Raw genomic sequence first — 19623 nt, 5'->3', positions numbered from 1 at the left:
GGGAAAACCGGCATGCGGCGGTCAGTCGATGCGCGCGTACGCCGGCAGGGTCAGGAAGTCGGTCAGTTCGTTGCTGCGGCTCAACTCGGCCAGCAGGGTGATGGCTTCTTCGATGCGGCCGCCGCCTGGCAGCGCCGAGGTGTCGCCGAGGCGCGCCGGCAGCTGCGCCAGGGTGGTATCGAGCAGCGCCAGATCGATGGCAGTGCCGTCGTCCAGCTGCTGGCCCGGGGTATGCAGCCACTGCCACAGCTGGCTGCGGCTGATCTCGGCAGTGGCCGCGTCCTCCATCAGGTGGTGGATCGGCACGCAGCCGTTGCCATCCAGCCATGCGGCCAGGTAGCGCACGCAGACTTCGACATTGCCTTCGAAGCCAGCGCGGGTGATCGTGCCCGGCGGCCGCGCGATCAGTTCATCGCGACCCACGCGCACATCCTGGCGCAGCACGTGGTGCTGGTTGGGCGTGGGCATGTGCTCGTCGAAGATCGCCATCGCCACCGGAATCAGCGCCGGATGGGCGACCCACGTGCCATCGTGGCCAGCGCTCACTTCGCGCAGCTTGTCGGCACGCACCCGCGCCATCGCCTGCTCGTTGGCGGCGGCATCGTTGTTGATCGGAATCTGCGCGGCCATGCCGCCCATCGCATGTGCGCCGCGGCGATGGCAGGTCTGGATCAGCAGTTCCGAATACGCCTTCAGGAACGGCTGGGTCATCGTCACCTGGCCACGCTCGGGCAGCACGCGGTCAGCGTGGCGGCGGAAGGTCTTCAGGTACGAGAAGATGTAATCCCAGCGCCCGCAGTTGAGGCCGACGATGCGATCGCGCAGGGCGTGCAGGATCTCATCCATCTCGAACACTGCCGGCAGCGTTTCGATCAGCACGGTCACCTTGATCTGCCCGTGCGGCAGGCCGAGCATGCCTTCGATGTGCGACAGCGCGGTCTCCCAAAGCGCCGCCTCTTCCATGCTCTGCAGCTTCGGCAGGTAGAAGTACGGACCACGGTCCCTGGACTGCAGCGCGCGCGCATTGTGGAAGGCAAACACCGCCGCATCGAACAGGCCGCCGGCGAGGAACTGGCCATCCACGCGCACATGCTTTTCGTCCAGGTGCCAGCCGCGCGGACGCACGATCAGCACCGCCTGCTCCTCATAAGGGCGCAGTGCGTAATGCTTGCCATTGGGTGCGGTGTACTGCAGGTCGCCGCGCACCGCAGCGGCCAGCGACTGCTGACCGGCCAGCAGGTTGCGCCAGGTCGGCGAGGTCGAATCCTCGAAGTCGGCCATGAACACCTTGGCGCCGGAGTTCAGCGCGTTGATGACCATCTTCGGGTCGGTCGGGCCGGTGATCTCGACGCGACGGTCCTGCAGCGCGGCCGGCAGCGGCGCCACGGTCCAGTCACCGCTGCGGATCGCGGTGGTGTCCTGGCGGAAGTCCGGCAGGCCGCCCTGATCGAAGAACGCCTGGCGCTCGCGACGGGCCTGCAGCCGCGCCTGCCGGCCGGGTTCCACTGCCCGGTGCAGGGACACCAGCAGGGCCAGCAACGGCGCCGGCAGCACGGTGGCCTGGCCCGCCACCTGGGTCGCCAGGGCGATGCCCGGCGTGGCCTTGGCGGCGGTGGAGGGAACAGCGGAAGCGACGGCGGACATGGCAGAACTCCAGCGTGGGGGAACGACTCCACCGTGCGGTCGCAGCCCTGTATTTGGCAAAACAGTTTTTGCAATGCTTTACATAACTTGTGCTAATACTTGTGACGCCATGACCACACGTAGCCCGCCAAGTCCTCGTTTTTCCTACAAATCCGATCGGCTGAAGCCGCTGCGCGCGTTCTGCCAGACGGTGCGGCTGGGCTCAGTCTCACGGGCAGCTGAGGCACTTTTCGTCAGCCAACCGGCCATCAGCCTGCAGTTGCAGGCGTTGGAGCGTGAGCTGGGGGTCCCTCTGTTCGAGCGCAGCGGCCGGCGCTTGGTGCCCAGTCGCGAGGGCCAGCTGCTGTATGAAATGGCGCAGCCGCTGGTGGAGAGCCTGGACGGTCTGGAAGCGCGCTTCCGCGACAAGGTGCGCGGGCTGGACGCGGGCGAACTGAACATCGCTGCCAACAGCTCGACCATCCTGTACCTGCTGCCGAAGATCGTCGAACGCTTCCGCCAGCATTACCCCGACGTACGCCTGACCCTGCACAACGCCATCAGCGCCGACGGCACCGACCTGCTGCGCGAGGATGCCGCCGACCTGGCGATCGGCTCGATGACCGATGTACCGGCTGACCTCAGCTATGCGCCGGCCTACCGTTTCGAACAGGTGCTGATCGCCCCGCATGACCATCCGCTGGCCAGCGGTGGCGAGCTGGAACTGGCCGACATCGCCCGTTACCCGCTGGTGCTGCCGCCGAAACGGCAGATCACCTACCGGCTGGTGGACCAGGTGTTCCAGCGTCACCGCATCGCCTACACCGTTGCGCTGGAAGTGGGCGGCTGGGAGGTGATCAAGCAGTACGTGGCGATGGGCATGGGTATTTCCATCGTGCCGGCGCTGTGCCTGAACGATGCTGACCGCGAACGGTTGGCCGCACGGTCGATGAAGCGCTGGTTCCCGGAGCGCAGTTACGGGGTGATCGTGCGGCGTGGCAAGGCGCTGTCGGCGCAGGCGCGGGCGTTCATCGAGCTGATCCAGCCAGAGTTGTTCAGCCCGCGCGATTACGATCAGAGCGGGCATTCGGAGCGGTGAGGGGTTGTCGGCAGGGCTGCGCCCTGCACCTGCCGAAGCAACGGCAACGGCAGAGGCAACGGCAACGTCAAAGGCAACAGCAACGTCAAAGGCAACAGCGGGATTCCGTCGGATGGCGGGGCGGTGTGGGTGGGCAGGACACGCCGTAAACCCGTCCTTGGGGGCTCGATGGCGCCATCCATGGCGCCAACGGTCCTGCCCACCCACACCGCCCCACCTCTGACAGATTTCCGCGATCTGTCGGAACGGCATGGCCTGCTCTTGGTGGGTGTCGACCTTGGTCGACACGGTTGGTCCACGCCATGCGTGGATGACGATTCCCGGCGTCGGGCTGGATAGACTGCATCCATGTCCATCGAACTTCGCCACCTGCGCTACTTCCTTGCCGTTGCCGATACCCTGCACTTCGGCCAGGCGGCCGAGCGGTTGGGGATGTCGCAGCCGCCGCTCAGCCAGCAGATCCGGCAGCTGGAGGAACTGATCGGTGCGCGCCTGTTCGTGCGCAGCCATCGGCGTGTGCAGCTGACCGCTGCAGGGGAACTGCTGCAGGAACGTGCGCGCAGCATCGTGCAGCAGGTGGAATCGGCGGTGGATGAAGTGCAGCGCGCGCAGCGTGGCGAGCAGGGTGAGCTGCGTATCGGCCTGACCCGGGCCACGCCGCTGTCACCGCAGATTCCGCGTTCGATCCTGCAGTACCGCCAGCAGTATCCGCAGGTGCGGCTGCAGCTGAGCGAGATGAACACCCTGCAGCAGATCGATGCGCTGCTCGATGGCAGCCTGGATGTGGGCATCATCCGCAAGCGCACGCTGCCGGCCGAGCTGGTGGCGCACAGCCTGTTCGTCGACCCGCTGGCGTTGATCGTGCATGCCGACCACCCTGCCCTGCGTCGACTGTCGAAAGGCGGGACGCTGGCGTTGCGTGATCTGGCGCAGGAACCGTTCGTGGCATTCCGCCGCAGCGCCGGGGCGGGCATCCATGACCACATGATCGCGCTGTGCGCGGCAGCGGGTTTCACCCCGCGCATCGTGCAGGAAGCCGGTGAGGCTTCAACGCTGATCAGCCTGGCCGCTGCGGGACTGGGTGCCGCGATCCTGCCTTCGTCGTGCGACCACATCCGGGTGGAAGGTGCGCGCTTCGTGCCGCTGGCCGATGCCGGCGCGCATTCGGAAGTGCAGTTGGCGTGGCGCCGCGAGGGGGTGACGCCGTTGATCCGCAATTTCGCCGGGCTGCTGCGCGACGCGTTTGCGGAAGCGTGAGGTGCATCGCGCCCGGTAGTGGCCAACCTTGGTTCGCCCAGGGCCACAACGCCGACCAAGGTCGGCATCTACCAGGGCAGGATCAGGCGGTCACCGGCTGCGGCGCGCGCTGCTGCAGCGCCCACACGATGCCACCGCCGATCAGGGTCAGCAGCGCGGCGAACGCGCACACGCCCAGCCAGTCCCACGCGGCATAGGCCAGACCACCCACGCCGCCCAGCACGCTCGAGCCCAGGTAATAGGCAAACAGGTACAGCGCCGACGCTTCCGCACGCATCGAACCAGCACGACTGCCGACCCAGCTGCTGGCCACCGAATGGCCACCGAAGAAACCGAAGGTCACCAGCGCGATGCCCACTGCCATCGCCGGCAGCCACGGCATCGCCAGCAGCACGATGCCGGCGGCGATCAGGCCGAAGGAGATCGCCAGGATGCGACCGCGCCCATGGCGCGTGGCCTGCTGGCCCATCCACGCCGAACTGAAGGTGCCGACCAGATACACGCTGAAGATCAACCCGACCACGGTCTGGCTGAGGTGGTACGGCGGCGCCAACAGGTGGTAACCGAGGTAGTTGTAGAGGGTGACGAACACACCCATCAGCACGAACGAGGTGGCGAACAGCCACGGCAGGCCGGGATCGGCGAACAGCGTGCGCCAGCGCGCGGGCAGCTGGCGCAGGCCACTGCGACTGGCCTGGAAGTGACGCGACGGCGGCAGCTGCAGCCACAGCAGCACGGTGCTGGCCATGGCGATGATCGAGACCACGCCGATGCCCCAGCGCCAGCCCCAGTGGTCGGCGATGATGCCGGCCAGCAGGCGCCCGCTCATGCCACCGATGGCGTTGCCGCCGATGTACAGGCCCATCGCCAGGCCCAGCGCGCGGCTGTCCATCTCTTCCACCAGGTAGGTCATCGCCACCGCCGGCACGCCGCTCAACGCCAGCCCCAGCAAGGTGCGCAGCACCAGCAGGGTGGCCCAGTCGTCGACCAGTGCGGTGCACAGCGACAGCGTGGCCGAGGCCAGCAACGCAACGATCATCAGCGGGCGCCGGCCGACCGCATCGGACAGCAGGCCCGCCATCAGCATGGCCACGGCCAGGGTGCCGGTGGTCAGCGACAGCGACATCGCGCTGCCGGCAGCAGACACACCGAAGTGGCGACTGAACTCGGGCAGCAGTGGCTGCACCGTGTACAGCAGGCCAAAGGTCGAAAAGCCAGCCAGGAACAGCGCCAGCGCGGTGCGGCGGAAGGCCGGCGTTCCCTGCTGGATGCGGGTGTCGACGGGAGCGTGGTCAGTACGGGGACGGTCGGCGAGGGCCGCCGGGGTATCGCCAGTCATGGGAGCGGTGGGCCGTGGGGGCGGCCGGATTGGAGGGGACGGGTCCCAGACTAGGCCCGTCCATCCAGTCGATCCATAACCTGATAGGTCATGATTGATACTTCTGGCATATCGATAAGCTTACAGCCGCTGCCACTCGAAGCCGTCGCCACGGCGGTAGTACACCGCCACCGCGCGGCCATAGATCTTGTCCGCATCGACGAAGCCGAAGAAGCGACCGTCGAAGCTGTTGCCACGATGGTCGCCCAGCACCAGCACCTTGCCGGCGGGCACCTGCAGATCCGCGATGTCCGGGCCACCGCCGCTGTCCAGATCGAGGCTGGCGCGGCGCTCTCCGAAAGCTTCAGTGTCGGCCAGGTCGGCGATCTGCAGCGGCTGGCCGTTGATGCTCAGGTGGCCATCGCGCAGCTGCACGTGGTCGCCGGCCACGGCGGCGACGCGCTTGATCAGGCGGGTGCCATCGGCCGGCGAATCGAACACCGCCACCTCACCACGCTGCGGCGTGCCGGCAGCCAGCAGCTCCTGGCTGGTGAACGGCAGGCGCAGGCCGTAGGCGCGCATGTCCACCACCACCCGGTCACCCGGTTGCAGCGTCGGCTGCATCGAACCGCTGGGCACGACGTAGTGGTTGGCGAGGGTGTCGCGGGCGGCAGCGAGCAGGCCCAGCATCACCAGCAGCGGCAGTGCCTCCTTCTTCAGCCAGGTGAGCGCGCGCTCTGGGAACGGCGGACGGGCTACAGCATCCATGTCAGGCTCCGGGTGGTGGGTGGGCGTCAGACCGCAAGGGCAGGCGTGAGGTTCCCGCGCATCATGCCGGTCTCCATGCCCGTGCCGATCAACGGTCGGCAGCCACCGGGTGCATTCCGGCCGGACGTTATGAAGGTTTTACGCCCGGGCCGGGAACTGGGCATCGCACCTTTACGGCCCCCACGCGCATCGTGTGCCTACCGCGCCGCAGGGCGCTTTGCGCAAGGTGTTGTATGACCCTCCTGGTGATCCGGCATGCGTCGCCGTCGGTGCCGCGTCCGCTGCTGCCGGCCGAGTTGTCCGGCCATCCGGTGCTGTGCACCGACTGCGCCAGCCTGGCCGATGTGCGCCAGTGTCTGTGCCAGCCGCAGGCGCGCACCGCGGACTGGGTGCTGCTTGATGTCGGCGTCGCCGACGAGGCGCAATGGTGTGCCGAGGGCGGTGCGCTGCAGGCAGCGCTGGACGGTCTGCCGGCGGAGTACATCGAACTGCAGTCGCCGCACCAGCCCGGTCTGGAGGCGCGCCTGCGCCTGCAGCACGGCCCGGCCGCCGTGGTGGTCGACCAGCGCAGCCAGCAGGCGGGTTATCCGCTGTCATTGGCCATCGTCAGCCGTCGCCTGGCACGGGAGGGCTGAGCCATGTCGATCTTCATCATCCGTGGCCCGGAAGCGGCGGGCGCGTTGATCCGCACCGCCGCGCCGCTGCCGGCGCCGGTACTGAAATCACTGGTGCACCGTGCGATCGATGCGGGCACCAGCGTGGCGATCCGCGCCTGCGGTTCGGAGCAGGAACTGCTGGACGCGCTGCGCGTGGCCGACCACAGCCGTGGCGAGGTGACGCTGCTGGATCCGGGCGCATGTGCCGACAGCCTGCGCCTGCAGCGGCTGCTGCCCTACCTGCACAACGCGTACGTGGAAGTGCATGACGATGGCGCCGTGGCCGAGCCGTGCCTGCCGGCCGGTGTTGGCCAGCGCCTGGGCATCGCCGCCGGGTACGGCGCGCAGAGCTATGTACTGGCGCTGGATATCGCGCTGGATCACCTGGGGTTGGCCGAGCAGGCGAACCGGGTGCATGTAGGGACGTGATGGCCTGCTCTTGGTGGGTGTCGACCTTGGTCGACACATGGATCCACGCCATGCGTGGATGAGCGACACAACGAAAAACGGCGGGGTTGCCCCCGCCGTTTTGTTTTTCGTACTTCAGGCCGCGCTTACTTCAGGCCGCGGAACTTCAGCAGCGGCTCCACCGACGGGTCCTTGCCGCGGAAATCGCGGTACAGGGTCGACAGCTCCACGCTGTTGCCGCGCGAGAGGATCTTGTCGCGGAATTCCTGGCCGTTGGCGGCGGTCAGGCCACCGTGTTCGGTGAACCACTGGTAGGCGTCATGGTCCAGCACTTCCGCCCAGAAGTAGGCGTAGTAGCCGGCCGAGTAACCGCCACCCCAGATGTGGTCGAAGTAGGTGGTGCGGTAACGCGGCGGCACCTGCGGCAGGTCGACCTTGAACTTCTTCAGCGCGCTCGCTTCGAAGGCGCCGACGTCCTGCAGCGGGGCATCGGCCTTCTGCGTGTGCCAGGCCAGGTCGAGCAGTGCCGCCGACAGGTACTCGGTGGTCGCATAACCCTGGTTGAAGCTGCGCGCCTTGAGGATCTTGTCGACCAGTTCCTGCGGCATCGCTTCGCCGGTCTTGTAGTGCTTGGCGTAGTTGGCGAACACCTTCGGGTCCAGCGCCCAGTGCTCGTTGAACTGCGACGGGAACTCGACGAAATCGCGCGAGGTGGCGGTACCGGCGATCGACGGGTACTTCACGTTCGAGAACATGCCATGCAGTGCATGGCCGAACTCATGGAACATCGTGGTGACGTCGTCGAAGCTGATCAGCGCAGGCTGGCCGGCGGCCGGTTTGGTGAAGTTGCAGACGTTGTAGACCACCGGCTTGGCACCGGTGAGGCCGTCCTGTTCGACGAACACGTCCATCCAGGCGCCACCGGACTTGCTGTCACGCTTGAAGTAGTCGGTGTAGAACAGGGCCAGCGAGGTGCCGTCCTTGTCGAACACTTCGTACACCTTCATGTCCGGGTTGTAGGTCGGAATGTCGGTGCGCGGCTTGAAGGTGATGCCGTACAGCTGGGTGGCGGCGTAGAAGACGCCGTTCTGCAGCACGTTGTCCAGCTCGAAGTACGGCTTGATCTGCGACTCGTCCAGATCGTACTTGGCCTTGCGCACCTGCTCGGCGTAGAAATCCCAATCCGAGGCGGCCACCTGGAAACCACCCTTCTGGGCGTCGATCACCTTCTGGATCTCACCGGCTTCGGCACGCGCCTTGGCGGTGGCGGCAGGCACGGTGTCGGTCAGCAGCTTCAGTGCGGCCGCCGGGGTCTTGGCCATCTGGTCGCCCAGCTGGTAGTCGGCGAAGGTGTCGAAGCCGAGCAGCTTGGCCTTCTGCGCACGCAGCTGGGCCAGGCGCTGCACGGTCTGCCGGGTGTCGTTGGCATCGCCACGCTCGGCACGGGTTTCCGAAGCCTTCAGCACGGCGGCGCGCTGGTCGCGGTCGGTCAGCGAACCGAGCACCGGCTGCTGGGTGGTGTTCTGCAGCGGCAGCAGGAACTTGCCATCCAGCTTGCGGTCCTTGGCGGCGGCGGCGGCATTGTTGACCGCGCCCTCGTCCAGGCCGGCCAGCTTGGCCTTGTCGTCCACCACGACCGCAGCAGCGGCGGTTGCAGCCACCAGACGGGTGTGGAACTGGGTGGACAGCGTGGTTTCTTCCACGTTGAGCTTGCGCAGGCTCGCCTTGTCGGCGTCGGACAGCTGCGCGCCGGCGCGCACCAGGCCGTCGTAGTAGTGCTCGACCAGGCGCTTCTGCACCGGATCCAGGCCCAGCGTCTCGCGCTGGTCGTACAGCGACTTCACGCGCGCGAACAGCTTCGGATCGAGGTTGATCTCGTCCTGGTGCGCGGCCAGCTTCGGCGCCACTTCTTCCTGGATCTTCTGGCGGGCATCGTTGGTGTCGGCCTGGACCAGGCCGAAGAAGATGCGCGACACGCGGGTCAGGGTCTCGCCGCTGCGCTCCATCGCCACGATGGTGTTGTCGAAGGTGGCCGGCTCGGCGCTGTCGGCGATCTTGCGCACGTCGGCCAGATGCTGGCGCATGCCTTCTTCGAAGGCCGGCAGGTAATCGCTGTCCTTGATCTTGTCGAACGGCGGTGCTTGGAACGGCAGGCTGCTGGCGGTCAGCAGCGGATTGGTGGAGGCTTCGGCCGGCTGCTGGGCCGGTGCATTCTGGGCTTCGGACACGGGGGTGGACTCCTTGCCGGAACAGGCCGCCAGCGCCAGGCTGATGGCGGCGGCCAGGACTACGGTACGCGACATGTAAAACGCTCCTTGGGCAGACGGTACGGGATGGCAGCCGTCCACCCTACTCCTGTCACGGGCGCCCGGCATGTGCCGGACGTGGCGTCTACGCTGCCGGCGGCGGCTGGCTCAGACCGTGCCGCGGGTCTTGCCGATCCAGGGCCGGTAGAACTCGCGGATGGTCGCCATGTCTGCGGCATCATCGCCGGTCGGCGTGAACAGCGGGCCGATGCCGATGGTCTTTTCCGGGTAGTGGAAATACGCGGCCAGGATCGGCACGTCGGCCATCCGCGCAATCTTCAGGAAGCCGGCCTTCCAGTCCTTCACGGCCTTGCGGGTGCCCTCGGGGGTGATGGCGAACCACATCTTCTCGTTGTTGCGCAGCAGGTCCACGGCCTGGCCGACAGTGCCCTGCGGCGAGCTGCGATCCAGCGGGATCACGCCCAGCTTGTGCAGCAGCGGGCCCAGTGGCCACCAGAACAGCGAGGCCTTGCCCAGCACTTTCACTTTCATGCCCAGTGCGATCTTGGCGGCCATGCCCCACAGCCCGTCCCAGTTGGACGAATGCGGAGCGATGATGAAGACCAGCCTGGGAACGTTCGGCAGCGTACCGGTCACTTTCCAGCCGCCCATGCGCAGCGTGCAGCGCGCCAGCCAGCGCAGGAAACGGTTGGGCTTGACCTGCGGCATGTTCGGCGGAATGGCCGGCAGCAACGGCGTCGGGTTGTTCAAGCAATCACTCCCAGTCACGTGATGAGCGCCCGCGCTTGATCTGCGCGCGCCCGCGTTTGGCGTCCAGACGACGCAGTTTCGACCCGAAGGTCGGCTTGGTGGCCTTGCGTGGTTTGGGCACGCTCAGCCCGGCCTGGATGAAGGCCGCCAGCCGCTCGCGCGCATCCTCGCGATTGCGATCCTGGGTGCGGAAACGTTGCGCGTCGATGACCAGCACGCCTTCGCCGGTCATGCGCCGGTCGCGCCGCGCCAACAGGCGCTCGCGCAGCGGCTCGGGCAACGAGGGCGAGCCGGCCACGTCGAAACGCAGTTCCACCGCGGTGGAGACCTTGTTGACGTTCTGGCCGCCGGCACCACTGGCACGCACGAAACGCTCGACGATCTCGCCGTCGGGGATTTCAAGCTGCGCGCTGATGATGACCGGTCCACTGCCCATCCGCGCATTGTAGCGGCAGCCGCGTTGCCGTGGCTGCCATCACGCCCCGTATGCCGCCGATCAGGCACCGAACACGCCGCCTTCGCCTTTGCCGGGGGTATGCTTGCCATCCCGTGTACTGCAGGACGCTCCGCATGATCCGCTTCGTTCCCTCCCTGTTGCGCCGCGCGACCCTGCTGCTGGTGCTGGCCGCAGCAAGCGCGCCGGTGCTGGCCGCAGCCCCCACCGATGGCGACATCAACCGCCTGCTGTCGGCCTCGCGTGCGCAGAGCATGATCGACACCATGCTGCCGCAGATCGAAGCGATGCAGCAGCAGCAGTTCCAGCAGGTCGCCGCACAGCGCAAGCTCAACGCCCAACAGCAGGAACAGCTGCAGCGCATCCAGGCCCGTACCAGCCAGACCCTGCGCCAGGCACTGTCGTGGCAGCAGCTGCGGCCGATGTACGTGGACCTGTACAAGAAGACCTTCAGCAAGGAAGACGTGCTGGCCATGGCCGAGTTCTACGAGAGCCCGGCCGGCCAGAGCCTGCTCGACAAGACCCCGGCGCTGATGCAGAACGTGATGGTGGCGATCCAGACGCGCATGCAGCCGCTGTTCGCCGATCTGCAGAAGGATCTGGAAGCGATCGTCAACGAGCCGGAAAAGAAGTGAGGTAGTGCCGGCCGCTGGCCGGCAACCTCTGGACTTCTGGAATCGCGCAGTTGCCGGCCAGCGGCCGGCACCACCCTCAGGCGTCGACGACCTGCCAACCGAACAGGTCCAGCGCCTTCTGGAATTCACCGTCGACCGGCGCGCGCACATCCACCGTGCCACCATCCGGATGCGGAAAGCGCAGGCGCTCGGCGTGCAGCAGCATGCGGTGCACACCCTGCATGCGGAAGTTGCGGTTGTGCCGGCCATCACCATGGCTGGTATCGCCGATCAGGTGATGTGACAGGTGCTTCAGATGCCGGCGGATCTGCCGGAAGCGCCCGGTCAGCGGCTGGCAGCGCAGCAGTGCATAGCGCGAGCTGGTGAACTCGCCCACCGGTACCGACAGTTCGCCGGTAGCCAGGCGCTGGAAGTCGGTGACCGCCGGCTTCTTCACCGGCTTGCCGGGACCGCCATCCAGATCGTGGTCGACCTGCCAGGCCTCCTCGGCCGGCCAGCCGCGGCAGATGGCCAGGTAATCCTTGCTCACCTCGCCGCCCATCAACGACTTGCCCAGCGCACTGGCCGTATCACGGTCGAAGGCCAGCAACAGGCAGCCGCTGGTGGCGCGATCCAGGCGATGGACCAGGAAGATCGGCCGGCCCAGCTGCTCGCGCAGGCGATCGGCGAGGAAATCATCTTCGCCACGGGCCAGCTTGCTGTCATGGACCATCAGCCCGGCCGGCTTGTTGACCACGGCCAGTCGTTCATCCAGGTGCAGCAGCTGCAGGGGCGCGGTTTCAGTCTCGACCGCGGCGAGGGTGTCAGGTTCGGTACTCACCGCGCGATTATCCGGATGACGCGCTGAACAGGGTAGTGCCGGCCGCTGGCCGGCAACGTCGAGGTCGCCCGATGACTGCGGTTGCCGGCCAGCGGCCGGCACTACCGCACCAGGCCAGCGACCCGCGCTACCGGGGTGACGCCCGGTCAGGTGTTGCGCAGCGCCAGCAGTTCGCCATTGCCCACCGGCACCAAGCTGGTGGTAAACGCCGCATCGGCGGCCAGCAGGGCGCGCAGCGGCGCCATCTCACCGGCATGCGAGGTGGCGTTGTCGACCACCAGCAGGCCGCCGGGGCACAGTACCCGACGCAGCTGCGGCCACCAACCTGCGTACTGCCCGCGATCCGAATCCAGGAACAGCAGGTCGATGCAGCCCTGCTCGGCCTGCGCCAGCCACTGACCGGCATCACCGTGGACCAGGTTGATGCGCTCGCCCAATCCACTGCGGGCGAAATTCGCGCGGGCCATCGCCACCTTGTCGGCAGCGAACTCCAGCGTGGTCACCTGGCCATCGATCGCGGCCGCCGCTTCGGCCAGCCACAGCGTGGAATAACCGTTGGACGTACCGATCTCCAGCACGCGGCGGGCGTTGCCGAAACGCACCAGCACCGACAGCAGTTCACCGGTGTCGGCGGTGATGTTGAGCATGCGCCGACCGCGCTCGGTTTCGCACGCATCGTTGTCGCTGCCGAACTGCGCGAGCTCCTGTTTGAGCGCGCTCAGCGAATCCATCATCGCCACCACGCACGCACCAGTGCGAACGCTCCAACCGCACCGGACACCCAGCTCCACGCCGGCACGTCGCCCCAGTACCAGCCCGGTGGCTGCAGCACGTACATCAATGCGGCGATCGCCAGCAGGCCGACGCCGGTGATCGCACCGACCGCATGCTTCTGCAGGCGCTGCACACTGGCATCCAGCGCAACCAGATCGCGCGAGCGCATCGCCAGTTCATGGCGACCTTCCACCTGCTGGGTCAGCCAGGCGTGCACCAGGCGCGGCATGTCCGGCGCATGGGTCATGATTTCCGGCAGGCGCTTGCCGATCTCGCGCACCACGCGACGCGGGCTGTAGCGCTCGCGCAGGATCTTCGCCAGCACCGGTTTGGCCACGGCCCAGATATCGATCTGCGGGTCCAGCTGGCGGCCGACGCCCTCGATGTTGAGCAGGGTCTTCTGCAGCAGGATCAACTGCGGCTGCAGGGTCAGCTGGTAGCGCTGGGCCACGCGGAACAGCTTCATCAGCACTTCGGCCAGCGAGATCTGCGACAGCGGGCGGGTGAAGTACGGCTCGCACACCGAACGCACTGCCGCTTCCAGATCATCGATGCGCACGTTGTCGGGCATCCAGCGCGCCTGCACGTGCAGTTCGGCGATGCGGCGGTAGTCGCGGTTGAAGATGGCCATGAAATTCTCGGCCAGGTAGTACTGATCTTCCTGCGAGAGCTGGCCCATGATGCCGAAGTCCAGCGCGATGAAGCGCGGGTTGTCGCGGCGTGCCGGATCGATGTCGACCCAGATGTTGCCGGCGTGCGCGTCGGCATGGAAGAAGTTGTCGCGGAACACCTGGGTGTAGAACACCCGCACGCCTTTGGCGGCCAGCGCCTTGCGGTCGATGCCGGCCTTGTCCAGCGCGGCGATGTCATCGGAGGGGATGCCCCACACGCGCTCCAGGGTCAGCGCGCGCTCGGCGGTATGGCTCCAGATCACTTCCGGTACGTACAGGTCGTCGGAGTTCTCCCAGAAGCGGCGCAGCACGCTGGCATTGGCGCCTTCGCGCTGCAGGTCCAGCTCGGCGGCCAGGGTGTTCTCCACCTCGGCCACCACTTCGCGCGGGCGGATCTTGTCGGCGCGCGGATGGGTGCGCTCGACCAGCGTCGCCAGCGAGTTGAGCAGGGCGATGTCAGCGTCGATCTGTTTTTCGATGCCCGGGCGCAGCACCTTGACCACCACCTGGCGGCCGTCGGCCAGGGTGGCCGCGTGCACCTGCGCGATCGACGCCGAGGCCAGTGGCTCGGTATCGAAACTGGCGAAGGCTTCGCTGACCGGCAGGCCCAGCGCTTCCTCGACGATGCGGCGTGCGGTCTCGCCGTCGAAGGGCTTGACCCGATCCTGCAGCAGGGTCAGCTCATTGGCCACGTCCGGCGGCACCAGGTCGCGGCGGGTGGACAGGATCTGACCGAACTTCACGAAGATCGGCCCCAGGTCCTGCAGCGCCAGGCGCAGGCGTGCACCCCGCGACTGTACCGCGATGGCGGCCGATGCGCGCGGAACGAACGGCTTGGCCAGGCGCAGCCAGCGCTCGGCCGGGGTGCCCTGCAGCAGGTCGTCGAGGCGGTAACGCAGGATCACCCGGCCGATGCGGCTGGCCCGCAGCAGCGCCTTCATGCGGCACCCCGCAGGCGCTGCACGCGTGCGCCGAGGCGCTCGACATCGTCGCGCAGCACGTCCACGTCATCGTGGAAGGCATCCAGCTCGGCACGTGGCACCACGTCGCGCGATTCCTCGGTGATGAATTCAGCGGCGCTGTGGGCAAGGTCGATCGCCCCCTGGCGGGCATGCTGCAGGGCGCTGCGCAGGGTGTTGGCCACCTGCACGCCCAGCACGTCACCGAACACGCTGACGAACGGCTGCTGCCAGTCCGGATCGAAGCCCTTGGCCAGCTGCTGCAGGCGGCGCGCCAGCTCGGCATCGCCGGCCACGCGCACGCGCCCCTTGCCGTTGTCAGCGCCCTGGCGGGCACGCGCCAGCAGCGGCAGCTGTGCCAGCACGCCGGCCAGGCTGCTGCGCACGGCCAGGTCGGCTTCCTGCGCATCCACCGGGCCGACACGCAACTGGTCACCGTCGACGCTGATGCGCATTGCCAGCGGCGGCGCGTCCAGGGTCAGGTCGATATGGCGACCGTCGAGGCTGGCCAGTGCGTGGCGGGTATCCGGATCCAGCGCCAGCGCGCGGTTCAGGGCGATCTGCAGGGCACGGCCAGCGACCGGCTTGAGGGACTTGAGCAGGGAAAGAGCCATGTGCGCATTCTACCTGCGTGGGTGGGGGGCTTGGGCCGGGCTGCCGCCCGGCACCCGCAGAAGCAACGGCAACATCAAAAGCCGAAGCAACAGCAACAGCGGGCATTCCGTGGGGAGGCGGGGTGGGTCCGGTTGCGGGGGCCGCTGCAAGTACGTCCCTGTAAGCTCGGTCGCCGCATCCATGCGGCTCACGCCCCCGCAACCGGACCCACCCCGCCTTCGACAGGTTCCTGCCGCTGTTGGTGGGTGTCGACCTTGGTCGACACGGTAGATCCACGCCATGCGTGGATGGATTTCTGGTTCATCTGTGCCTCACGCGGAAGGCCGATGAAGGTTCATGCTATGGAACCACGCAACGCACAGGACATCGCATTTCCATGGCACGGACACGGGTTGGCATCATCTTCGGTGGCAGGTCTTCCGAACACGAAGTTTCGCTGCAGTCGGCGAAGAACATTCTCGACGCGCTCGACCGCGAGCGCTTCGAACCGGTGCTGATCGGCATCGACAAGCAGGGCCAGTGGCACCTGAGCCAGCCGGACACCTTCCTGCTCAATGCCGAGGATCCGGCGCGCATCGCCCTGCATCCTTCCGGTACCGCGCTGGCGGTTCTGCCCGGCACCGAGCAGGCCCAGCTGCAACCGACCGATGCGGGCAGCGCGCTGGGGCAGATCGATGTGGTGCTGCCGATCGTGCACGGTCCGCTGGGCGAGGACGGTGCGCTGCAGGGCCTGCTGCGCATGGCCAACCTGCCCTTCGTCGGCTCGCCGGTACTGGGTTCGGCGGTAGCCATGGACAAGGATGTAACCAAGCGCCTGCTGCGCGATGCCGGCCTGCAGGTGGCGCCGTGGGTCTGCATCCGCCGCCATGAAGCCGAGACGGTCGATGTCGATGCCCTGATCGCGGCACTCGGCCTGCCACTGTTCGTGAAGCCGGCCAACCAGGGCTCATCGGTGGGCGTGAGCAAGGTCAAGGACGCCGACGGTTTCGCCGAGGCATTGCAGACTGCGCTGCGCTACGACCACAAGGTTCTGGTGGAATCGGCCGTGGTCGGCCGCGAGATCGAATGCGCGGTGCTCGGCAACGAGCGGCCGCAGGCCAGCATCTGTGGCGAGGTGGTGCTGCACGACGAGTTCTACGCCTACGACACCAAGTACATCAACGAAGATGGCGCCGAAGTGGTGGTGCCGGCCGCGATCGACGCGGCGACGCAGGCGCGTATCCAGGACATCGCGCTTCAGGCGTACCAGGTACTGGAATGCGCCGGCATGGCGCGCGTGGATGTGTTCCTGACCGCGGATGGTCGGATCGTCATCAACGAGGTCAACACGCTGCCCGGCTTCACCCGCATCAGCATGTATCCGAAGCTGTGGGGCGCCAGTGGCGTGGGCTACACGGCGTTGATCACGCGCCTGATCGAACTGGCGATGGAACGGCACGACGCCGATCGCCGATTGCACAGCGCGGTGCGCTGACCGCGCTTCGGCAGTGCCGGCCGCCGTTCGGCAACCCCGGGTAATCGAGGTTGCCGGCCAGCGGCCGGCACTACTGCTCAAGCGGTCATGTGCGCTTGCGGAACATCGAGATCACCGCCAGCACCAGGAACACCACGAACAGGATCCAGGCGATGTTGCTGGCGGCACCGGCGATGCCGGAGAAACCGAGCACGGCGGCGATGATGGCAATGACAAAGAAGATGACGGCGTAATGCAGCATGGTGCTCCTCGCAGGTGGTCGGCCGTGGGTGGCGTTGTGTCCATCCTGCGCATCTGCCGGTGTGCAACCGGTGATGGCGATCTCTGCGCGTAATGAAGGCTTCAGCGCGGTGATGCCGCCGTCATGATGCGGCCTTCAGTCGTCGCAGCCCTTCTTCGATGCTGACCTGCGGCACGTAGCCGAAATCACGGCGCGCTGGCTCCATGCTGTACCAGTGCGGCGTGCACAGCTGCTCGGCCAGGAAGCGCGTCAGCGGCGGCTCGCCACGCAGGCGCAGCAGCGGCCACAGCCGCTCGCAGATCGCGCCGATCCGATACGCCGTCTTGAAGCTGATCGCCTTGTCCACGGTTGGAGCGCCCACCGCCTGCAGCAGCTTGTTGACCAGCTCGCGCATCGGCAGCGGCTCGCCATTGGAAATGAAGTACGCCTTGCCGGCGCAGGCCGCGCCCGGTGCCAGCGCCTCGAAGGCGAGAAAATGCGCGAGCGCGGCGTTGTCGATGTAAGTGGTATCGACCTTGTTGTTGCCATCACCCACCAGGCGCAAACGGCCAGCACGTGCACGATCGGCCAGGCGTGGCACCAGCTGCTGGTCGCCCGGGCCCCAGATCAACCGCGGACGCAACGCCACAGTAGCCAGGGTCGCGTCATTGGCCGCCAGCACGCGCTGTTCGGCAATCGCCTTGGTCGCCGCGTACGGCGCCTGGAAATCCTCGCCATACGGCACTTCGTCCGCACCCAGTCCTTCCACCGGGTGCGTGGCGCGGTGGGTCACGCTGGGCGTGGAGGTGTAGACCAGCCTGCCGATGCCATGCGCACGGCAGGCGGCGATGACGTTGTCGGTGCCGACCACGTTGGCCTGGTGGTAGCTGTCATAGCTGCCCCACGCACCCGCCTTGGCACCGTTGTGGAACACCGCATCGACGCCGGCCACCGCATGCAGCACCGCCTGCGGATCGGCCAGGTCACCGCGGATCTGGCCCACGCCCAGCGCCTGCAGTTCCGGGTAGTGGCTGCGGTTGAATGCCAGCACCTGGTGGCCACGTTCGACCAGGCCACGGCACAGCGCCTGGCCAAGGAAACCACCACCACCGGTGACCAGGATCTTCATGCGCGCTTCTCCAGTTCGGCGCGTGCCCAGACGGCGAGCTTCTCGCGGCCGATCTTGGCGTTGTGACGGATATCGACGGGGAACGCCGGATGCATCAGCACGTGTTCCAGCTTCATCTCGGGCAGACGCGCAGCGGCCGTGGCATGCAGCGCCTCGCGCAGAGCAGGGCTGTCGGACTGGCCACGCTGCAGCTCCACGCACAGCACCGGCACCTGCGCACCGGCCGCGCCGACACCCACCAGCGCAGTGCGTGCCACGCCGGGTACGGTGTTGAACACCGGCTCGACCTGTTCGGTGTACAGCGGTCCGTGGGCGGTTTCCACGCGATGGGTCTTGCGGCCACAGAACCACAGCCGTCCCTGCGCATCGAAGTAGCCGACATCGCCCATGCGATGCACGATGCGGACGCTGCCATCGGCCAGGGTTTCGCTGATCTTCGCCGCCGCCGTCGCCTGCGGACGGTTGAAATAACTGTCGGTGGCGGTCGGCCCGGCCACGGTGATCTCACCGATCTCGCCCACGGCCAGTACGCGCGCCTGCGACCAGTCCGGCAGCGGCGCATCGTCGATGGCGATGATGCGCACCTCGTTCGGTGCGACCACGCTGCCGACGCAGGTGCCGGCACCGCCCTCGGTGGCCGCGCGCGTACGCTCCAGCTCGCGCCCCTCGACCACCGCCACCGGCAGGCACTCGGTGGCGCCATACGGTGTCCAGAACTGGGCATCGGCCGGCAGCAGGTTGCGGATGGTGGCAACCACGTCCGGCGGCACCGGCGCACCGGCCGAGGTCACCCGGGTCACCGTCGGCAACGGCCGCCCGTGCCGCGCCAGCACCCGCATCAGCGCGGGCGAGCCGAACAGCTGGGTCACGCCGAAACGCTGGATGGCGTCATGCAGGCGCGCCGGGTCGGCCTGGGCCGGCCGGGTCGGGTCCATGTCCGGAATCACCGAGGTCAGGCCCAGTGCCGGATCGAACAGCGCAAACGGCGGGAAGGTCGGCAGGTCCACCCCGCCCGCCTCCATGCCGAAGGCGCTGCCCAGCAGCTCGATCTGGCCGACGAAGTGGCGGTGGCGGTAGACCACGCCCTTGGGCACGCCGGTGGAGCCGCTGGTGAACAGGATCGCCGCCGTGTCCTCGCCATCGGTGTCGGCCAGCATCGGGCCGCTGTTGGCGCCGGCACGCTCCAGCGCGGCCAGCGTGGTACCGCCCCAGCCCAGGCGGCGGCCGACCGTGACCAGACGGGTCGCCGAAGGCGCCCAGCGCAGCGCCAGCCGCGCCACGTGGGCCAGCGGGATGCCGATGAAGGCCTGCGGCTGTGCCTCGTCCAGGCACTGCTTCAGCGCGCGCTTGTCGATGCCCGGATCGACCAGCACCGGCACCGCGCCCAGCTTGAACAGGGCGAACATCAACAGGAAGAACTCCGGCGACGGCCGCACCATCACCACCGTGCGAACCCCGCGGCCGATGCCGTAACCGGCCAGGCCGGCCGCCATCGCATCGCTGCGGGCGTCCAGCTGGCGGTAATCCAGGGTCACGTCGTAGGCCGCCATGCCGTTGCCGGCGCCGCGGCGCCCGGGGCAGCGGATGGCGATCTGGTCGGGGCGTTCACGCGCCAGCTCGGGCAGCCGCGCGGCGATGTTGCAGGATCGGTTCATCCGTTCATTGTCGCCGCTTACGGAATTTCTTGCGCGGCGGCCGCCAGCGTGGAAAATCCGCATCCTCGTCC

General features: G+C 67.5%; 19 protein-coding genes. 6 read left to right on the top strand and 13 right to left on the bottom strand.

The window, feature by feature from the left end:
- Positions 1–21: 21 nt before the first annotated feature.
- Complete coding sequence (aceB, locus tag CLM74_RS01020) at positions 22–1644, bottom strand: malate synthase A (RefSeq protein ID WP_032978130.1); 1623 nt, start codon at positions 1642–1644, stop codon at positions 22–24.
- Positions 1645–1753: 109 nt separating this feature from the next.
- On the opposite strand from aceB, the gene CLM74_RS01015 reads away from it, so the two are divergent.
- Positions 1754–2722 carry a LysR substrate-binding domain-containing protein gene (locus tag CLM74_RS01015; RefSeq protein ID WP_025875812.1) on the top strand — a complete coding sequence of 323 codons (969 nt, stop codon included), beginning with the start codon at positions 1754–1756 and terminating at the stop codon, positions 2720–2722.
- A gap of 348 nt (positions 2723–3070) precedes the next feature.
- Complete coding sequence (locus CLM74_RS01010; RefSeq protein ID WP_105163257.1) at positions 3071–3979, top strand: LysR family transcriptional regulator; 909 nt, start codon at positions 3071–3073, stop codon at positions 3977–3979.
- An 82-nt stretch (positions 3980–4061) separates the two neighbouring features.
- On the opposite strand, the gene CLM74_RS01005 is transcribed toward CLM74_RS01010, so the two are convergent.
- Both CLM74_RS01005 and lepB read right to left on the bottom strand, forming a co-directional pair.
- Positions 4062–5318, bottom strand: a complete 1257-nt coding sequence (locus CLM74_RS01005) for an MFS transporter (RefSeq protein ID WP_105163256.1) — start codon at positions 5316–5318, stop codon at positions 4062–4064.
- Between the two features lie 120 nt (positions 5319–5438).
- Entirely contained in the window at positions 5439–6065 is a 627-nt protein-coding gene (lepB, locus tag CLM74_RS01000) for a signal peptidase I (RefSeq protein ID WP_099786261.1), read from the bottom strand.
- Positions 6066–6298: 233 nt separating this feature from the next.
- Here lepB and CLM74_RS00995 point away from each other — a divergent pair, with 233 nt between their 5' ends.
- Together CLM74_RS00995 and CLM74_RS00990 are read left to right on the top strand one after the other, a co-directional pair.
- A complete protein-coding gene (locus tag CLM74_RS00995; RefSeq protein WP_032978120.1) occupies positions 6299–6700 on the top strand; it encodes a hypothetical protein in 402 nt (133 codons plus the stop codon).
- A gap of 3 nt (positions 6701–6703) precedes the next feature.
- On the top strand, positions 6704–7150 hold the full coding sequence (locus tag CLM74_RS00990) for a hypothetical protein (RefSeq protein ID WP_025875822.1): 447 nt from the start codon (positions 6704–6706) through the stop codon (positions 7148–7150).
- Positions 7151–7275: 125 nt separating this feature from the next.
- Here CLM74_RS00990 and dcp read toward each other — a convergent pair whose 3' ends face one another.
- The 3 genes from dcp to arfB form a co-directional block, all read right to left on the bottom strand.
- Positions 7276–9432: a peptidyl-dipeptidase Dcp gene (gene dcp / locus CLM74_RS00985; RefSeq protein WP_025875824.1), complete on the bottom strand. Its 2157-nt coding sequence runs from the start codon at positions 9430–9432 to the stop codon at positions 7276–7278.
- Positions 9433–9543: 111 nt separating this feature from the next.
- The gene (locus CLM74_RS00980) at positions 9544–10146 is read right to left on the bottom strand and encodes a lysophospholipid acyltransferase family protein (protein WP_025875827.1); all 603 of its coding nucleotides are present in this window, start codon (positions 10144–10146) and stop codon (positions 9544–9546) included.
- Between the two features lie 4 nt (positions 10147–10150).
- Complete coding sequence (arfB, locus tag CLM74_RS00975; protein ID WP_025875829.1) at positions 10151–10582, bottom strand: alternative ribosome rescue aminoacyl-tRNA hydrolase ArfB; 432 nt, start codon at positions 10580–10582, stop codon at positions 10151–10153.
- Positions 10583–10716: 134 nt separating this feature from the next.
- Between arfB and CLM74_RS00970 the strand changes: the two genes are divergently transcribed.
- On the top strand, positions 10717–11235 hold the full coding sequence (locus tag CLM74_RS00970) for a DUF2059 domain-containing protein (RefSeq protein ID WP_032978115.1): 519 nt from the start codon (positions 10717–10719) through the stop codon (positions 11233–11235).
- A 76-nt stretch (positions 11236–11311) separates the two neighbouring features.
- Here the strand turns inward: CLM74_RS00970 and CLM74_RS00965 are convergent, their stop codons facing one another.
- The 4 genes from CLM74_RS00965 to CLM74_RS00950 form a co-directional block, all read right to left on the bottom strand.
- Positions 11312–12055, bottom strand: coding sequence for a pseudouridine synthase (locus tag CLM74_RS00965; RefSeq protein ID WP_105163255.1), 744 nt, complete (start codon positions 12053–12055; stop codon positions 11312–11314).
- A 146-nt stretch (positions 12056–12201) separates the two neighbouring features.
- A complete protein-coding gene (locus tag CLM74_RS00960; protein WP_189487047.1) occupies positions 12202–12786 on the bottom strand; it encodes a class I SAM-dependent methyltransferase in 585 nt (194 codons plus the stop codon).
- A complete protein-coding gene (ubiB, locus tag CLM74_RS00955; RefSeq protein ID WP_105163254.1) occupies positions 12786–14441 on the bottom strand; it encodes a ubiquinone biosynthesis regulatory protein kinase UbiB in 1656 nt (551 codons plus the stop codon). Before ubiB ends, CLM74_RS00960 begins: the two co-directional genes overlap by 1 nt.
- Positions 14438–15073: an SCP2 sterol-binding domain-containing protein gene (locus CLM74_RS00950; protein WP_025875838.1), complete on the bottom strand. Its 636-nt coding sequence runs from the start codon at positions 15071–15073 to the stop codon at positions 14438–14440. The genes ubiB and CLM74_RS00950 overlap by 4 nt, the downstream gene beginning before the upstream one ends.
- A gap of 377 nt (positions 15074–15450) precedes the next feature.
- Between CLM74_RS00950 and ddlA the strand changes: the two genes are divergently transcribed.
- Positions 15451–16548, top strand: coding sequence for a D-alanine--D-alanine ligase (gene ddlA / locus CLM74_RS00940; RefSeq protein WP_105163253.1), 1098 nt, complete (start codon positions 15451–15453; stop codon positions 16546–16548).
- Positions 16549–16633: 85 nt separating this feature from the next.
- Here the strand turns inward: ddlA and CLM74_RS00935 are convergent, their stop codons facing one another.
- From CLM74_RS00935 to oleC, 3 genes are all read right to left on the bottom strand, one after another.
- Positions 16634–16789: a DUF1328 domain-containing protein gene (locus CLM74_RS00935; protein ID WP_025875842.1), complete on the bottom strand. Its 156-nt coding sequence runs from the start codon at positions 16787–16789 to the stop codon at positions 16634–16636.
- Between the two features lie 121 nt (positions 16790–16910).
- The gene (gene oleD, locus CLM74_RS00930) at positions 16911–17897 is read right to left on the bottom strand and encodes a 2-alkyl-3-oxoalkanoate reductase (protein ID WP_105163252.1); all 987 of its coding nucleotides are present in this window, start codon (positions 17895–17897) and stop codon (positions 16911–16913) included.
- Positions 17894–19552, bottom strand: a complete 1659-nt coding sequence (gene oleC, locus CLM74_RS00925) for an olefin beta-lactone synthetase (RefSeq protein ID WP_105163251.1) — start codon at positions 19550–19552, stop codon at positions 17894–17896. The genes oleD and oleC overlap by 4 nt, the downstream gene beginning before the upstream one ends.
- Between the last annotated feature and the right edge of the window lie 71 nt (positions 19553–19623).

This window comes from Stenotrophomonas sp. MYb57 (assembly GCF_002966815.1).
Lineage (GTDB): Bacteria > Pseudomonadota > Gammaproteobacteria > Xanthomonadales > Xanthomonadaceae > Stenotrophomonas > Stenotrophomonas indicatrix.
This window is presented reverse-complemented; position numbering and strand designations above follow the sequence as displayed.

What these genes read in the sequence shown, in the direction of transcription:
- aceB (WP_032978130.1), bottom strand. Translation starts at nt 1,644, where the DNA reads ATGTCCGCCGTCGCTTCCGCTGTTCCCTCCACCGCCGCCAAGGCCACG.
- CLM74_RS01015 (WP_025875812.1), top strand. Translation starts at nt 1,754, where the DNA reads ATGACCACACGTAGCCCGCCAAGTCCTCGTTTTTCCTACAAATCCGAT.
- CLM74_RS01010 (WP_105163257.1), top strand. Translation starts at nt 3,071, where the DNA reads ATGTCCATCGAACTTCGCCACCTGCGCTACTTCCTTGCCGTTGCCGAT.
- CLM74_RS01005 (WP_105163256.1), bottom strand. Translation starts at nt 5,318, where the DNA reads ATGACTGGCGATACCCCGGCGGCCCTCGCCGACCGTCCCCGTACTGAC.
- lepB (WP_099786261.1), bottom strand. Translation starts at nt 6,065, where the DNA reads ATGGATGCTGTAGCCCGTCCGCCGTTCCCAGAGCGCGCGCTCACCTGG.
- CLM74_RS00995 (WP_032978120.1), top strand. Translation starts at nt 6,299, where the DNA reads ATGACCCTCCTGGTGATCCGGCATGCGTCGCCGTCGGTGCCGCGTCCG.
- CLM74_RS00990 (WP_025875822.1), top strand. Translation starts at nt 6,704, where the DNA reads ATGTCGATCTTCATCATCCGTGGCCCGGAAGCGGCGGGCGCGTTGATC.
- dcp (WP_025875824.1), bottom strand. Translation starts at nt 9,432, where the DNA reads ATGTCGCGTACCGTAGTCCTGGCCGCCGCCATCAGCCTGGCGCTGGCG.
- arfB (WP_025875829.1), bottom strand. Translation starts at nt 10,582, where the DNA reads ATGGGCAGTGGACCGGTCATCATCAGCGCGCAGCTTGAAATCCCCGAC.
- CLM74_RS00970 (WP_032978115.1), top strand. Translation starts at nt 10,717, where the DNA reads ATGATCCGCTTCGTTCCCTCCCTGTTGCGCCGCGCGACCCTGCTGCTG.
- CLM74_RS00960 (WP_189487047.1), bottom strand. Translation starts at nt 12,786, where the DNA reads ATGGATTCGCTGAGCGCGCTCAAACAGGAGCTCGCGCAGTTCGGCAGC.
- ubiB (WP_105163254.1), bottom strand. Translation starts at nt 14,441, where the DNA reads ATGAAGGCGCTGCTGCGGGCCAGCCGCATCGGCCGGGTGATCCTGCGT.
- CLM74_RS00950 (WP_025875838.1), bottom strand. Translation starts at nt 15,073, where the DNA reads ATGGCTCTTTCCCTGCTCAAGTCCCTCAAGCCGGTCGCTGGCCGTGCC.
- ddlA (WP_105163253.1), top strand. Translation starts at nt 15,451, where the DNA reads ATGGCACGGACACGGGTTGGCATCATCTTCGGTGGCAGGTCTTCCGAA.
- CLM74_RS00935 (WP_025875842.1), bottom strand. Translation starts at nt 16,789, where the DNA reads ATGCTGCATTACGCCGTCATCTTCTTTGTCATTGCCATCATCGCCGCC.
- oleD (WP_105163252.1), bottom strand. Translation starts at nt 17,897, where the DNA reads ATGAAGATCCTGGTCACCGGTGGTGGTGGTTTCCTTGGCCAGGCGCTG.
- oleC (WP_105163251.1), bottom strand. Translation starts at nt 19,552, where the DNA reads ATGAACCGATCCTGCAACATCGCCGCGCGGCTGCCCGAGCTGGCGCGT.